The 15,917-nt window shown below is 74.3% G+C and carries 8 protein-coding genes; 2 read left to right on the top strand and 6 right to left on the bottom strand.

The features are described 5' to 3' along the window. Positions 1-33: 33 nt before the first annotated feature. Positions 34-2,199, bottom strand: a complete 2,166-nt coding sequence (locus tag R4Z63_RS21765; protein WP_384453088.1) for an ATP-dependent DNA helicase UvrD2 — start codon at positions 2,197-2,199, stop codon at positions 34-36. Between the two features lie 170 nt (positions 2,200-2,369). On the opposite strand from R4Z63_RS21765, the gene R4Z63_RS21760 reads away from it, so the two are divergent. Further along, positions 2,370-2,630, top strand: a complete 261-nt coding sequence (locus R4Z63_RS21760) for a mycoredoxin (RefSeq protein ID WP_030011087.1) — start codon at positions 2,370-2,372, stop codon at positions 2,628-2,630. A gap of 103 nt (positions 2,631-2,733) precedes the next feature. On the opposite strand, the gene nudC is transcribed toward R4Z63_RS21760, so the two are convergent. From nudC to R4Z63_RS21735, 5 genes are all read right to left on the bottom strand, one after another. Further along, entirely contained in the window at positions 2,734-3,675 is a 942-nt protein-coding gene (gene nudC / locus R4Z63_RS21755; protein ID WP_037919568.1) for an NAD(+) diphosphatase, read from the bottom strand. A gap of 51 nt (positions 3,676-3,726) precedes the next feature. Next, on the bottom strand, positions 3,727-5,151 hold the full coding sequence (locus tag R4Z63_RS21750; RefSeq protein ID WP_384453084.1) for a dipeptidase: 1,425 nt from the start codon (positions 5,149-5,151) through the stop codon (positions 3,727-3,729). A gap of 9 nt (positions 5,152-5,160) precedes the next feature. Further along, positions 5,161-8,841, bottom strand: coding sequence for an ATP-dependent helicase (locus R4Z63_RS21745; RefSeq protein ID WP_384453081.1), 3,681 nt, complete (start codon positions 8,839-8,841; stop codon positions 5,161-5,163). Between the two features lie 115 nt (positions 8,842-8,956). Then, positions 8,957-12,328 (bottom strand): ATP-dependent helicase, encoded by a 3,372-nt coding sequence (locus tag R4Z63_RS21740; protein ID WP_384453078.1) that lies wholly within the window; start codon positions 12,326-12,328, stop codon positions 8,957-8,959. A gap of 180 nt (positions 12,329-12,508) precedes the next feature. Continuing rightward, a complete protein-coding gene (locus R4Z63_RS21735; RefSeq protein ID WP_384453075.1) occupies positions 12,509-12,898 on the bottom strand; it encodes an MGMT family protein in 390 nt (129 codons plus the stop codon). Between the two features lie 119 nt (positions 12,899-13,017). Between R4Z63_RS21735 and R4Z63_RS21730 the strand changes: the two genes are divergently transcribed. Next, entirely contained in the window at positions 13,018-15,810 is a 2,793-nt protein-coding gene (locus R4Z63_RS21730) for a lysylphosphatidylglycerol synthase transmembrane domain-containing protein (RefSeq protein WP_384453072.1), read from the top strand. The last annotated feature ends 107 nt before the right edge of the window (positions 15,811-15,917 follow it).

Genomic DNA, 15,917 nt, shown 5'->3' with positions numbered 1-15,917 from the left:
TGGGCATGTGCAAACTATTTTTCCGACGATTTTCTACGCGCCGTCAGGATCCCCCTCCTCAGGCTCCTGACCTGCACAGATGGCCAGAACATCGGCTCCGTACCGGTCAAGCTTGCGACCACCCACCCCGGAGATCATCGCCAGCTCCCCCGCTTCGGAGGGCGCGGCCTCCGCGATCGCCATCAGTGTCTTGTCCGTGAAGACGCAGTAGGCGGGCAGGCCCTGCCGCTTCGACTGGACGGCGCGCCAGTCCCGCAGCCGCTCGTAGAGGCCTTCGTCCATGTCGGACGGGCAGTCCTCGCAGCGCATCAGCTTCAGCTCGCCGGCCTCGGTCAGCGTCCTGCCGCAGACCCGGCACAGCACCGGTGCGCGGCGGCCGCGCCCGGGGGCCGCCCGCTCGCCCGCGGAGCCCGTCCGGCTGCCCGGGGCCGCCGAGCCCGGCCGCAGACCGCTCAGGAAACGGCTGGGGCGCCGGGAGGCCCGCCCCCCGGGGGTGCGGGAGAGCGCCCAGGACAGGCTCAAGTGCAGCCGGGCCCGGGTGACGCCGACGTAGAGCAGCCGCCGCTCCTCCTCGACCTGGTCGTCGGTCCTGGCGTAGGTGATCGGGATCATGCCGTCGGTGAGGCCGACGAGGAACACCGCGTCCCACTCCAGGCCCTTCGCCGCGTGCAGCGAGGCCAGGGTGACGCCCTGGACGGTCGGGGCGTGCTGGGCAGCCCGGCGGTCGTCGAGTTCGACCGTGAGATCCGCCAGGGTGGCGCCGGGCCGACTGCGCGCGAAGTCCTCGGCGAGCCGCAGCAGCGCCGCCACCGACTCCCACTGGTCGCGGACTGCGCCGGAACCGGCGGGCGGCTGGGTGGTCCAGCCGATGGAGCTGAGCACCGCACGGACCTGGGAACCCAGGTCGACGACGTCGTCGAGCAGCGGGTCGTTCCCGCCCGAACGGGCCGCTCCGCGCAGCGCGAGGATGGCCTTCTGGACCTCCTGGCGCTCGAAGAACCGCTCGGCACCGCGCAGCTGGTAGGGCACCCCGGCGTCGGCGAGGGCCTGCTCGTAGACCTCGGACTGGGCGTTGATGCGGAAGAGCACGGCGATCTCGCCCGCCGGCACGCCCGCGGCGATCAGGTCGCGGATCCGGCGGGCGACGCCCTCGGCCTCGGCGGGCTCGTCCGCGTATTCGGCGTAGACCGGGTCGGGGCCGCTCTCGCGCTGGGAGACGAGTTCGAGGCGGTGCTCGGCCGCCCGCCCCCTGGCCTGCTTGAGCAGCCCGTTGGCGAGGTGCACCACCTGCGGGGTGGAGCGGTAGTCGCGGACCAGCTTGACCACGGTGGCCTGCGGGTAGCGCGTGCGGAAGTTCAGCAGGTGGTCGGGGGTGGCGCCGGTGAAGGAGTAGATGGTCTGGCTGGCGTCCCCGACGACGCAGAGGCTGTCGCGCTCGCCGAGCCACAGGTCGAGCAGCCGCTGCTGGAGCGGGCTGACGTCCTGGTACTCGTCGACGACGAAGTGCTGGTACTGGGCACGGATCTGCTCGGCGATGTCGTGGCGGTCCTGGAGGATGCCGACGGTCAGGAGCAGCACGTCCTCGAAGTCGATCATTCCGCGGTCGCGCTTGAGCTGTTCGTACGTCCCGTAGATCTGGGCGATCTCGGCCATGTCCCTGGGGGCCTCCCGGCCCGCCTTGAGGGCGGCCACCGGATAGTCGGCCGGCACCGTCTGGGTGACCTTGGCCCACTCGATCTCGCCGGTCACGTCGCGCAGCTCGCCCCGGTCGAGGCGGATGCGGCAGCGGGCGCCGGCCTCGGCGACGAGCTGGATCTTGCGCTCCAGCAGCCGGGGCACGTCCCCTCCGACGGCTTTCGGCCAGAAGTACTGGAGCTGGCGCAGGGCGGCCGAGTGGAAGGTCCGGGCCTGGACCCCGCCCGCGCCGAGCGCGCGCAGGCGGCCGCGCATCTCGCCGGCGGCCCGGTTGGTGAAGGTGACGGCGAGCACACTGGCCGGCATGAGCTGCCCGGACCGGACGCCGTAGGCGATGCGGTGGGTGATCGCCCGGGTCTTGCCCGTGCCGGCGCCGGCCAGCACGCACACCGGTCCGCGCAGGGTCGTCGCGACCTCGCGCTGCTCCGGGTCGAGGCCCAGGAGCACCGCGTCGGCCGAGTCCGCGGCGGCGGGGAAGGACGAGGAGTGCGTTGCTGCTGTCACTCCGCCATGCTGCCAGGTCGCGTGAGCCGGGCGGGAAATCCGTCCACAGGAGAGGTGGATTCGTCGTATCGGTCACACCGGCGGTACGGATGCGCACGTACGGGAATGGCCGTGCGGTCGCGTACGTTCGTGTACTCGGACCACAGAGCCTTCACGAAGGAGAGCGCACCATGCAGGACACGGGCACCGTGACGATGTACAGCACGACCTGGTGCGGCTACTGCCGTCGGCTGAAGACCCAGCTGGACCGGGAAGGCATCGCGTACAACGAGATCAACATCGAGCTCGACCCGGAGTCCGCGGCGTTCGTCGAGAAGGCCAACGGCGGGAACCAGACGGTGCCCACCGTGCTGGTGAAGTCCGCCGCCGGCAGCGAGTCCGTCATGACCAACCCGAGCCTGGCCCAGGTGAAGCAGGCCCTCGCCGTCTGAGCGGGCCCTCGGTCGTCCGCGGCGGGCACCCGCCGCCGAGGCGGGGCCCGCCGCTCGGCGCGGGCACCCGGGGCCCGGCCGGGCGCGGGCCCGGGGCGCAACGCTACGCCGCGGCCTTCGGCAGCGGCTCGCCGTACCAGAGCTCGACCAGCCGGGCCGCGATGGAGATGCCGGACGGGGGCAGCACCTCGCCCGACGCGAACGCCGCGCGCAGCTCGTCGCGGGAGAACCAGCGGGCCTCCTGGATCTCCTCGCCGTCCACGGTGATCTCGGAGCTGGTGGCGCGGGCGTTGAAGCCCAGCATCAGGCTGTACGGGAAGGGCCACGGCTGGCTGGCCACGTACTCGACCCGGCCGACCCTGACGCCCGCCTCCTCCCACACCTCGCGGACGACGGACTGCTCTATCGACTCGCCCGGCTCCACGAACCCGGCGAGGGTCGAGAAGCGGCCCTCCGGCCAGTGCACCTGCCGGCCCAGCAGCGCACGGTCGTGCTCGTCGGTGACCAGCATGATCACGGCCGGGTCGGTGCGCGGGTAGTGCTCGGCGCCGCAGGCGGGGCAGCGCCGGATGTGCCCGGCGGCGGCGACCACCGTGCGCTCCCCGCAGCGGGAGCAGAAGCGGTGCATCCGCTGCCAGTTCTCCAGGGCCACCGCGTTGACCATCAGACCGGCGTCGCGGTCGTTCAGCAGCAACCCGGCCTCGCGCAGCCCGGCCGGGCGGGCCGACTGGTCCATGCGGCCGGGCAGGGCGTCCTTCTGCAGCGCGAAGTACCGTACGCCGTCCTCGTCCGTACCCAGGAAGTAGCGGTGGGTCTCGGTGACCGGGGCCTCGAAGGCCGGGGTCATCACGATGCCGGTGCCGCCGTCGGGAGTGTCATCGATCAGCACCTGGCCGCCGGAGACGACGAAGACGCGGGTCGTCGGGTGGCTCCAGGCGGCGGCGAGCCAGGCCTCGTCGAGGCGGTGGTGCGCGGCGCGGTCGATCCCGCTGGGCGCGGTGAGCGAGAGAGGTCGCTCGGTATGGGTGCTCACTGGTACTTCCAACTCCCCCGGTGGTGGGACAGGCAGGCTCGGTACGACAGGTGTGTGGGCCGGTCAGGCGTGTGGGCGGGTCGTGCGGTGGCCGCGGAGGCCGTCGGCCAGGTCCCCCCAGAGGTACGCGGCCGTCTCGACGCCCTTGAGCAGCAGGTCCAACTCGACCTTCTCGTTCGGCGCGTGCCAGCCGTCGGACGGCACGGAGATGCCGAGGAAGAGGACGGGCGCGCCCAGGACGTCCTGGAGGTCGGCCGCGGGTCCGGAGCCGCCCTCGCGGGTGAAGCGGATCTTCTGGCCGAAGGCCCGGCCCATGGACCGTACGACGGACTGCAGGGCCGGGTGGTCCAGCGGGGTCAGGCAGGGGCGGGTCGGTGCCCCGAAGGTGATGGAGTGCCGGATCCCGTCCGGGATCCGGCTGGTGACCCACTCCCTGACCGCCGCCTCGACCTCGTACGGGTCCTGTCCCGACACCAGTCGGAACGACAGCTTCACGTGGGCGGAGGCGGGGACGATGGTCTTCCCGCCCGGCCCCTGGTAGCCGCCCCCGATGCCGTTGACCTCGGCCGTCGGGCGGGCCCAGACGCGCTCCAGGGTGGAGTAGCCGGCCTCGCCGGCGGCCGCGTGGGACTTGGCCGTGCGCAGCCACTCGGACTCGTCGAAGGGCAGCTCGGCGATGAGCGCGCGCTCCGCGTCGGTGAGCTCGGCGATGCCGTCGTAGAAGCCGGGGACCGTGACCCTGCCGTCGGCGTCGTGCAGGGCGGCGACCAGGCGAGCGGCGGCGGTGGCCGGGTTGGGCACGGCCCCGCCGAAGGCTCCGGAGTGGATGTCCTGGTCGGGACCGTGGAGGTCGATCTCGCAGTCGGCGACGCCGCGCATGCCGGTGCAGACGGTGGGAGTGGTCTCGGACCACATGCCGGTGTCGGAGACGATCACGACGTCGGCGGCGAGCTCGGCCGCGCGGGTCTCCACGAGCTCGCGGAAGTGGGCCGAACCGGACTCCTCCTCGCCCTCCACGATCAGCTTGAGGTGCACGGCGGGGGCGGCGGCGCCGGTGGCCGCGAGGTGCGCCCGCACGCCCAGCGTGTGGAAGAACACCTGGCCCTTGTCGTCGGCGGCGCCGCGGGCGTACATGCGGCCGCCGCGGATCACCGGCTCGAACGGGTCGGTGTGCCAGCCGTCCTCGACGGCGGCGGGCTGCACGTCGTGGTGGCCGTACACGAGGACGGTCGGGGCCTGCGGATCCTCGCTCGGCCAGTGCGCGTAGACGGCGGGAGCGCCGTCCGTCTCCCAGACCTCGGCGACCGGGAAGCCGGTCTCCTTGAGCTTCGCCGCGAGCCATTCCGCGCTGCGCCGCACGTCGTCAGCGTGCTCGGGCTGGGCCGAGACGGAGGGGATGCGCAGCCACTCGGCCAGGTCGTCGAGGAACGCGGCGCGGTGGGTGTCGATGTACGTGCGGACGGCGCTGTCCGGCTGGGTGTCGCTCATGCCCCGAGCCTAGCCGTCCGCCCGGTGGTCACCGCCGGTACCCGATTCGCCTTGGAGGATCCGCTCAAGGCGGGCCCTGCCGGGGAGGTCCCGCGGGCGGATCACACGGCCGCTGCGGACGTGCAGGAAGGCCGCGGTGACCCGGTCGAGCGGGGTGTTGGTGGCTTCGGCCCAGGCGAGGCGGTAGACGGCGAGCTGGAGCGGATCGGCCTCGGTGCTCCGGCCGGTCTTCCAGTCGACGATCTCGTAGCTGTCGATGCCGTCCTCGTCGGTGGTCCGGTAGACGGCGTCGATCCGGCCCCGGACGACTCGGCCGGCGAGGGTGAGCTGGACCGGTGCCTCCATGCGGTGGGGCGGGCGGTCCGCGTACGGGCTGCGCTCGAAGGCGGCCTTGAGGGCGTCGAGCTCGGCCTCGTCGGCGATGTCCTGCCCGGAGTCTGCGCCGGGGAGGTCGGCGACGGGGTCGAGGACGTCCAGGAAGGGCAGCGGGAGTTCGTCGAAGCGGGACTCGACCCAGGCGTGGAAGCGGGTGCCCTGACGGGCCGCGGGCTGTGGGGGCTTGGGCATGGGGCGGGCGAGGTCGCGGACGAAGCCCTGCTCGTCGGCGGCGAGCCGGAGCAGCTGGCTGGCGGAGAGCGCAGGGGGGAGCTGCACCTCGCGGACGGCCGCGCGGGCACGGCGCAGCTCGCCCTCCAGGGCGTCGAGGTCCCGATCCCAGGAGGCGATGGCCCGCGCCTCCTCGGGCGTGGGCCGCGCCTCCTCCGGGAGGGCGGGCACCACGGGCCGCGGCACGGAGCGCGACCGCGCCGCGGAGTCGGCCGCCCAGGCCTCGTCGGCCCAGGCGTCCTCCTCCCAGGCGTCCCCCTCCCAGGCGTCCTCCTCCCAGGCGTCGTCTGCCCGGGCGTCGTCTGCCCGGGCGTCGTCTGCCCGGGCGTCGCGCGGCTGGGGCACGGCAGGCGGGCTCTGGCCCGCGGCGCGGTCGGCGTCGCCCCGGGCGTCGGCGGCGGGCGGTGTGTGCGGCCACGGGGTGGCGGCGGGGGCGCCCGGGAGGACGGCGCCGTCCCGGACCTCGGCCGGGCCCGGGTCGGGCTGCGACCACGGGTCGTCGGGCCAGGGCTCGTCGTCGTAGGCGGGATCCTCGCAGTCCGGGGGCCAGAGGTAGGCGTCCTGCGGTTCCGGCGGGGGCGGAGCCGCCAGGTAGGACTCGACCAGGGCGGCCGCCGCTCGGCGCAGGGCGAGGGAGTGCGGGTCGAGTGGCAGCGGCCAGGAGTGCTCGGCCGCGGCCCCGCTCGCGAGGGCCGGGTTCTCCGCGGTCGGCTCGGGCTCGTCCGCCCATGCCTCGATCTCGCCGTGGCCGGCAGCGCAGTGCTCGTACAGCGCGGTGAGGAACCCCGACGGGCCGCGGCGCTTCTTCTGGGTCGGACCCCACCAGTGGCCCGACGCCAGCAGCAGGGACCGGGGCCGGGTGAAGGTCACGTAGCCGAGGCGGAGCTCCTCCACCGACTTGTGGTGCTTGAGGGCGGCTTTGAAGGACTTCAGTCCGGCCGAGGTCCACGCCGGGTCCGCGGGCAGGGTGGGGGCGTCGCCGCGCAGCGCGTAGGGCAGGACCTTCGCGTACGAGGTCCAGGCCTCCGGCGCCTTCTCCTTGGGGAAGGACCCCGCGCACAGGTCCGGGACCACCACCACGTCCCACTCCAGCCCCTTGGACTTGTGGGCGGTCAGGACCTTCACGGTGTTCTCGCCGCCCGGCAGGGCGTGGTCGAGGCCCTTCTCGTACTGGACGGCCGTACGCAGGAACGCCAGGAAGGCCAGCAGCGTGGCCTCGCCGTCGAGCGCGGCGAAGCCGGCCGCGACGTCCATGAAGTTCGAGAGGGTCTCGCGCCGGCGGGCCGCCAGCGCGTGCGGAGAGGCGGACAGCTCCACGTCGAGGCCGGTGGCGGACAACACCCGGTGCAGGACGTCCATCAGCGGGTCCGCGAGGGACCGGCGCAGGTCGCGGAGCTCCTGTGCGAGGTGCGCGAAGCGGACTCGGGCCTCCGCCGAGAAGGGCAGGTCGTCCGGTGCCTGTTCGGCGCCGTCGAGGAAGGTCTCCAGGGCGTCGGCCAGGGACACGATCTCGGCCGGGTCCACGCCTTCCACGGCCGCCGCCAGCCGTTCGTCGGGGTCGGCCCCGGCCGGCGCCCGGCCCACCAGGAGCCGCGCCCGCCGGCCCAGCAGGGCCAGGTCGCGGGCGCCGATCCGCCAGCGCGGGCCGATGAGGAGCCGGACGAGGGAGGCGTTGGCGCCCGGGTCCTGGAGGACCTCGCAAACGGCCACGAGGTCGGCGACCTCGGGAAGGTGCAGCAGCCCGGACAGGCCGACGACCTCCACCGGGACGTCCCGGTCCACGAGCACGGCCTGGATCCGCGCGAAGTCACCGGCGGACCGGCACAGCACGGCGATCTCGCGCGGCTCCGTGCCGGTGCGGACCAGGTGGGCGACGGAGTCGGCGACCCAGTCGAGCTCCTGGGCGTGGGTCTCCAGCAGGGCGCAGCGGACCTGTCCGGCGCTCTCCGCGCCGGGCGCGGGGCGCAGTGCCTCCACGCCCTCGTGCAGGGCCCGCAGCGGGGCGGCGAGACCGTTGGCGAGGTCCAGGAGGCGGCCGCCACTGCGCCGGTTCTCGCTGAGCGAGAGCCGGGTGGCGGGGGTGCCGTCGGCGTGCGGGAAGTGCTCGGGGAAGTCGTCGAGGTTGGCCACGGAGGCCCCGCGCCAGCCGTAGATCGCCTGACAGGGGTCGCCGACGGCGGTGACCGCGTGGCCGGTGCCGGCTCCGAAGAGGCCGGACAGCAGCAGCCGCTGCGCGACCGAGGTGTCCTGGTACTCGTCGAGGAGAACCACCCGGAATTCCTCCCGCAGCAGCGCGCCGACCTCGGGCCGGGTCGTGGCGAGCTGCGCGGAGAGGGCTATCTGGTCGCTGAAGTCGAACAGGTCGCGCGAGCGCTTGGCGGCCCGGTAGCGGCCGACGAGCTCCAGCAGTTCGAGGCGGCCGCGCACGGCCTCGGGCACCTTGCGCAGGTCCTCGTTGGTCAGCCGGGTACCGGCGAGAACGTCCAGCAGTGCGGTGTCGTACCGGCGCAGATGCTCGGGGTCGACCAGGTGCTCGGAGAGTTCCGCGTCGAGGGCGAGGAGGTCGCCGACGAGGTCGGGGACGGACTTGGTGAGCGCGGGGTACGGGCCGGGGGCGTCGCGCAGCACCTTCGCGGCGAGCTGGAACCGGGTGGCGTCGGCGAGGAGGCGGGAGCTGGGCTCCAGGCCGATGCGCAGGCCGTGGTCCTTGAGGAGCTGGCCGGCGAAGGAGTGGTAGGTGGAGATGCGCGGCTCGCCGCCGGCCGCCTCGGCATCGGCCGGGGAGGGGTCCGGGTCGGTGATGCCGGCCCGCGCCAGGGCGGTGCGTACGCGCTCGGACAGTTCGCCGGCCGCCTTGTTGGTGAAGGTGAGGCCGAGGACCTGCTCGGGCGCGACCGCGCCGGTGCCGACGAGCCAGACGACGCGGGCGGCCATGACGGTGGTCTTGCCGGATCCGGCGCCGGCGACGACGACCTGGGGGGCGGGCGGGGCGGTGATGCAGGCCATCTGTTCGGGCGTGAAGGGGATCCCGAGGAGCTCTTTGAGCTGCTCGGGATCGCTCAGTACGGACGCACGCGCGGACACGTGAAAAGGCTAGCCGTCCCCACCGACAGCCCCGGACCGCCGAAGCGGCCACCGGGCGGGTCCGGGCACCGTCCGGAGCCGGCTGCCGGGCCGCCGGGCCGCCGGGCCGCCGGGCTCACTCGACGGTCTGGCGGCCCTCGGGGCGGGCACTGCACGAGCTGCGGAAGGAGCAGTGGTCGCAGTGGCGGCCCGTGGCGGGCGTGAAGCGTTCGTCCAGGACGCGGCCGGCGGCGGTGGCGAGCAGGTCGCCCACCCACTCCCCGTCGAGGGGCTCCTGGGCCTGGACCTTGGGGACCGTGCCGCCGCCGTCGCGCTGCGCGGCGCCCTGGCGGAGCTGGACGAGCTCGGCGCCGCCGGGGGCGGGACGCCGGCCGTCGAAGGCCTCGTCGACGGCGCCCTCGCGGACGGCGAGCTGGTAGACGGCGAGCTGGGGGTGGCGGGCGACCTCGTCCCTGCTGGGCGCGGACTTGCCGGTCTTGAAGTCGACGACGTACGCACGCCCCTGCGGATCCGCCTCGACGCGGTCCATGGAGCCGCGGACACGGACGGCGACGTCACCGGCTTCGAGCGTGACGTCGAACTCGTGCTCGGTCGCCACTGCCGTCCGGCCTCCGCGGTCGGTGGTGTGCCAGCGCAGGAAGCGTTCGAGGGCGGCGCGGGCGTTCTCCTTCTCCTGGGCCGACTTCCAGGGCGCGTCGAAGGCGAGGGCGTCCCACACCGAGTCGAGCCGTTCCATGAGGACGGCCAGGTCGGCGGGGGTACGGCCGGAGGCGACCTCGTCGGCGAGGACGTGGACGACGTTGCCGAAGCCCTGGGCCGCGGTGGACGGGGCGTCGGCCTTGACCTCGCGGCCGAGGAACCACTGGAGGGAGCAGGTGTGCGCGAGCTGGTCCAGGGCGCTGCCGGAGAGGGCGACGGGCCGGTCCCGGTCGCGCAGCGGAACCCTACTGCGGGTGGGCTCGTACAGGCCCCACCAGCGCTGCGGGTGCGCGGCGGGGACCAGGGGGCGGTCCTCGTCGTCGGTGAGGGCGGCGAGGCGGGCGAGGCGGCGGGCGGCCGCGTCGCGCAGGGCGGGCGAGGCGTCCGGGTCGACGGTGGTGGCGCGCAGCTCCGCGACGAGCGCCGGTACGGCGAGCGGGCGGCGGGGCCGGCCCGTGACGTCCTTCGGGGTGACGCCGAGCTCGGTGAGGAGGCGGGAGGGCTGGTCGCCGTCCTCGGCGGGGGCTTTGACGGCGGTGACGACGAGGCGGTCGCGGGCGCGGGTGGCGGCGACGTAGAAGAGGCGCCGTTCCTCGGCGAGGAGGGCGCCGGGAGTGAGGGGCTCGGCCAGGCCGTCGCGGCCGATGCGGTCCGCCTCCAGGAGCGAGCCGCGGCGGCGGAGGTCGGGCCAGAGTCCCTCCTGGACGCCCGCGACGACGACGAGGGACCACTCCAGCCCCTTGGAACGGTGGGCGGTCATCAGCCTGACCGCGTCGGGGCGGGAGGTGCGGGCCGTCAACGTGTCGGCGGCGATGTCCTCCGCCTCCAGTTGTTCGAGGAAGTTGAGCGCGCCGCTGCCGCCGGTGCGCTCCTCGGCGCGGGCGGCGGTGTCGAAGAGGGCGCAGACGGCGTCGAGGTCGCGGTCGGCGTTGCGGCCGGCCGCGCCGCCGCGCCGGGCCTGGCGCTCCAGCCGGTCGGGCCAGGGGGTGCCGTCCCAGAGGATCCACAGGGCCTCTTCGGCGGTGCCGCCGCCCTGGAGGAGCTCGCGGGCCTTGCGCAGCAGCAGGCCGAGGCGCTGCGCGCCACGGGCGTGGGCCGGGTCGTGCGCGGTGAGGCGCTCGGGCTCGGCGAGGGCGCGGGCGAGCAGGACGTCGGACGGTGCGGGCACCTTGACGCCCGCGGCCCGCTCCTCCTCGCGCAGGGCGCGGCCGAGCCTCCGCAGATCGGCGGCGTCCATCCCGCCGAGCGGCGAGGCGAGGAGCGTGAGCGCCGCTTCCACGCCCCCGTCACCGTCGGCGCCGTGTCCGCCCCCGACGACGGCCTCGTCGGCCGCGCCCGAGGACCCGTCGACGGGGTCCGCCGCCGCAACGGCCCCTCCTGCGGCAACCGGTGGGGCGGTGGCCTGGTGCGGTCCCGCGGGAGCCGTCCGCTCACCGGGCCCGCCGGGGACGGTGGCCGTCAGGCGGAGGGCCGTCAGGAGGGGGGCCACCGCCGGTTCGTGGCGCAGCGGGGTGTCCGTGCCGTCCGTCTCGACCGGGACCCCGGCGGCGACGAGGGCGCGGCGCATCACCGGGAGGGCGCGCCCGCCGGCCCGGACCAGGACGGCCATGTCCTGCCACGGCACCCCGTCCTCCAGGTGGGCCCGGCGCAGGATGTCGGCGATGTTGTCCAGCTCGGCGCCGGCCGTGGGGTAGGTGAAGACCTCCACCCGGCCGCCTTCCCGGGTGGCCCGCAGGGCGCGGTGCGCGCGGACCGCGGCCGCCGGCAGGCGGGGCAGCGGCATGCGGGTCGTCAGGAGCCGGGTCGCCTCCAGGAGGGCCGCGCCGGAGCGGCGGCCCGCCGTCAGGGCTTTCACCTGTGCGCCCGGGAAGGCGGTCTCGAAGTCGAGCACGTTGTTGATGTCGGCGCCGCGGAAGGCGTAGATCGACTGGTCCGGGTCGCCGAAGGCGACCAGCGTGCCGCCGCGTCCGGTCAGCGCCCGCAGCAGCCGCAGCTGCGAGGCGTCCGTGTCCTGGTACTCGTCCACGAAGATCGCGTCATAGGCCGAGGCCAACGACGGGGTCCGCTCCGCGAGGAGCACCGCCCGGTGCAGGAGTTCGGCGTAGTCCAGTGTGCCCTGCATGTCCAGGACGTCGAGGTACTCGGAGAGGAAGGCCGCCGCCGCCTTCCAGTCGGGACGGCCGATGCGGTCGGCGAAGCCGGCGAGGGACGCCGGGCCCAGGCCCAACTCGCGGGCGCGGGCGAGGACCGCCCGGACCTCGTCGGCGAACCCGCGCGTGGTCAGCGCGGCCCGCAGGTCGTCCGGCCAGCGGATCGAGCGGATCCGGCGCTGGCCCTCCAGGAGGGTGCGGACCATCACGTCCTGCTCGGGGCCGGACAGCAGCCGCAGCGGATCGGCGAACAGGTCGGTGTCCTGGTGGGCGCGGACCAGTCCGTAGCAGAACGAATGGAAGGTGGTGGCCTGTGGGGCGCGCGCCCCGCCGAGCCGCAGGGCGGCGCGGTCGCGCAGTTCGACCGCCGCCTTGCGGCTGAAGGTGAGGATCAGGATCCGGGAGGGGTCCGTACCCGCGTCCACGCGGGCGGCGACGGCTTCGACCAGCGTGGTCGTCTTCCCGGTGCCCGGTCCGGCCAGCACCAGCAGTGGTCCGCCGGGGTGGTCAACCACCGCCCGCTGCGCTGCGTCCAGCACAGGGGGATCCACCCGTTCCGGCCCGGTGCGCACGAGGCGGTACGCGTCGTAGGTCCGCGTACGCCGCCGTTCGGTGCGGTCCGAGGAAGAGGTGATCACGTGAGGTGCCGGTCCTGGTGGGTCTGCGGGGTGTGGCGGTGCTGCCGTGACGGCTCGCGCGGAAGCCGAAGAGGCAACGCTACGGCAACCGGCGCGTACCGCGCAGTCCCCCCGGGTACCCCGGACGGGGGTTCGCGCGGCCGCTCGATCGCCCGCCCCGGCGCCGCATGGCCGAAGCTGTCAGGTGTGAGCCTCGTCGCGTCCGTCGTCCCGTCCGGGGCCCGGTCCGCCGGTGTCCGGACCGCCCTCCGGCCCGGGGGACCCGTCCCAGCGTGCCCGGCGCATGTCCAGGCGCGGGTCGCCGCCGGCCGCCAGGCGCAGCGGCGTGGCCTCGGTCCGGTAGTGCTCCAGGGCGCGCGCCTGGTGTCCGGGCAGCGGCAGCCCGTCCGCCCGCACCACGCGCCACCAGGGCACGGCTCCCCCGTACAGGGCCATGACGCGCCCGACCTGGCGCGGCCCTCCCTCGCCGAGCCATTCGGCGACGTCCCCGTATGTCATCACCCGGCCGGGCGGAATACGCTCGACGGCCTCCAGTACGCGCTCCGCGTACGCGGGCAGCTCCTCACTCATTCAGCACATGGTGCAGTACGCCGGCCACCCGCCGGCGGATGTTGTGGTTCCGGACCGGCGCGCACCCTGATGCCCCGGCGGCCCCTCGGTCCGTGCCACCATCTTCCGGGCGGTGACTGGTGATACGTGATCAAGAAGAGACGGATGTGACGACTAAGGAGCAGGGTGTGAGCCCTCCGGAAGGCGCGGCGGGGGACGACGGCGCGCGCCCTGGCGACGGCCCCGCCTCCCGCCCGCAGAACCGCCCCGAGGACCTCGCCCCCGACCTCGCCCCCGACCTCCCGGCCGGCCGAGCCCCCGACGGCGACGCCCTGGCCCCGCACGGCCACGCCCCGACCGACGCCGACCGGGTCGAGGTCGACGAACCGCTGCTCGCCGCCCGCGTGCACCGGCCCTCCGACCTCGTACGCCTGCTCGTGGGCATCCTCGGCATCGCCGTCCTGCTCGGCATCGCCGCCTTCGCACACGGCACCACCGTCGGGCTGGAGGAGGACATCAGCAAGGGCACCGGCCAGGCGCCGGACCTGCTGATCAAGGTCGCGGCGCTGGTCTCCAGCATCGCGGTGCTGCTGCTCCCGGTCGCCTTCGCGATCGAGCGGCTGATCAAACGCGACGGGCTGCGCATCGCCGACGGCGTGCTCGCGGCCGTCCTTGCGCACGGCGTCACCCTGGCCACCGACCTGTGGGTCTCCCAGGCCGCCCCCGGCACCATCCAGGACGCCCTGACCCGTCCCGCGGGCGGCGGGACCCTCACCGATCCCGTGCACGGCTACCTCGCGCCCGTGATCGCGTACATGACCGCCGTCGGCATGACCCGCAGACCCCACTGGCGTGTCGCGCTGTGGGTGGTCCTGCTGCTCAACGCGTTCACGATGCTGGTCAACGGCTACACCACCCCCTTCTCGATCATCCTCACCGTGCTGATCGGCTGGAGCGTGGCCTACGGCACCCTGTACGCCGTCGGCTCCCCCAACGTGCGACCCACCGGGCAGAACCTCCTGGCCGGTCTGCGCCGGGTCGGTTTCCAGCCGGTCAGCGCGATGCGCGCCGAGACGGCCGAGGGCCCCGAGGCGTCCGAGGCGGGCGACCGCGGCCGGCGCTACCACGTCACCCTTGAGGACGGCCCTCCGCTCGACGTCACCGTCGTCGACCGGGAACAGCAGGCCCAGGGCTTCTTCTACCGCGTTTGGCGCCGTCTCACCCTGCGCGGCATCACCACCCGCCGCAGCCTGCAGTCGCTGCGGCAGGCCCTGGAGCAGGAGGCGCTCCTCGCGTACGCGGCCATCGCGGCCGGGGCGAACGCGCCGAAGCTGATCGCCACCTCGGAGCTGGGCCCGGACGCGGTGATGCTCGTGTACGAGCACTTGGGCGGCCGGCCCCTGGACTCCCTCCCCGACGAGGAGATCACCGACGAGCTGACCCGCAACGCCTGGGAGCAGGTGCACGCCCTGCAGTCACGGCGGATCGCCCACCGCAGGCTCACCGGGGACGCATTGGTGGTGGATCGTTCCGGCAACGTCACCCTTACCGACCTGCGCGGAGGCGAGATCGCGGCCGGCGACCTGGTGCTCCGGATGGACGTGGCACAGCTGCTGGCCACGCTCGGCCTGCGGGTCGGCGCGGAGCGGTCGGTGGCCTCGGCGGTGTCGGTGCTCGGCCCGGACATCGTGGCGGACTGTCTGCCGCTGCTCCAGCCGATCGCGCTGAGCCGGTCCACCCGGGCGTCGCTGCGCAAGCTGGCCCGGGAGCGGGCGGAGCGCGAGCGGGAGGCCGTACTGGAGTCCTCGCGCGCGGCGAAGGCCGCGCGCGAGGCGGGCTCCGCACCCCCTTCCGCGCCGACCTCGGCCGCCGCCGAACGCAAGGCCGAGAAGAAGGCCCTCGACGACGCGCTGGACGAGGCCCGCGAGGAAGACCTGCTGAGCCAGATCCGCCAGCAGGTGCTGCTGATCCGCCCGCAGGCGCCGGTGGAGCCGGCCCGGCTGGAGCGGATCAGGCCGCGCACCCTGGTGTCGTTCATCGCGGGCGCGTTCGGTGCGTACTTCCTGCTCACCCAGCTGGCGCACGTGGACTTCGGGACGATCATCGCCGACGCGCAGTGGGGCTGGGTCGGGGCGGCGCTCGCCTTCTCGGCCCTCACCTACTTCGCGGCGGCGATGAGCCTGCTGGGCTTCGTGCCGGAGCGGGTGTCGTTCCTGCGGACCGTGGTCGCGCAGGTGGCCGGGTCGTTCGTGAAGCTGGTGGCCCCGGCGGCGGTCGGCGGTGTCGCGCTGAACACGCGCTTCCTCCAGCGCGCGGGCGTCCGGCCGGGTCTGGCGGTCGCGAGCGTGGGCGCCTCGCAGCTGTTCGGTCTGGCCAGCCACATCCTGCTGCTGCTGTCCTTCGGCTACCTGACCGGAACGGAGAAGACGCCGGAGATGACCCCGTCCCGGGCGGTCATCGCGGGGCTGCTGACCGTGGCGGTGCTGGTGCTGGTGGTCACGGCGGTCCCGTTCATGCGGAAGTTCGTGGTCACGCGGGTACGGGCGCTGTTCGCGGGCGTGGTGCCGCGCATGCTGGATGTGCTCCAGCGGCCGAAGAAGCTGGTGACGGGCATCGGCGGGATGCTGCTGCTGACGGGCTGCTTCGTGATGTGCCTGGACGCGTCGATCAGGGCGTTCGGCGGCGGCGAGGCCATCAGCTACGCGAGCATCGCGGTGGTGTTCCTGGCGGGCAACGCGCTCGGTTCGGCGGCGCCGACGCCGGGCGGCATGGGCGCGGTGGAGACCACGCTGACACTGGGGCTGATCGCGGCGGGGCTGGAGAAGGAGGTTGCGATCTCTGCCGTGCTGCTGTTCCGCCTGATGACCTTCTGGCTGCCGGTGCTGCCGGGGTGGATCTCCTTCAACTTCCTGACCCGCAAGGAAGCGATCTGAGGCGTGATCTGCGGCGGGCGGCGTTCGCCGGGCGACCGCCCGCGCCGCGGGTTCGTGCGGGTGCGGACGCGGGCCGTCCCCGGCCCACCCGAACGGGTCAGCGCGCG

The sequence above is a fragment of the Streptomyces sp. PL-29 genome (assembly GCF_058344425.1).
Note: the sequence above shows the minus strand (reverse complement) of the source record. Positions and strands in the feature narration are given on the sequence as shown.

Bases quoted from the DNA above. Each gene is read 5' to 3' on its own strand.
- R4Z63_RS21760 (WP_030011087.1), top strand. From the start codon at position 2,370: ATGCAGGACACGGGCACCGTGACGATGTACAGCACGACCTGGTGCGGC.
- R4Z63_RS21750 (WP_384453084.1), bottom strand. From the start codon at position 5,151: ATGAGCGACACCCAGCCGGACAGCGCCGTCCGCACGTACATCGACACC.
- R4Z63_RS21735 (WP_384453075.1), bottom strand. From the start codon at position 12,898: ATGAGTGAGGAGCTGCCCGCGTACGCGGAGCGCGTACTGGAGGCCGTC.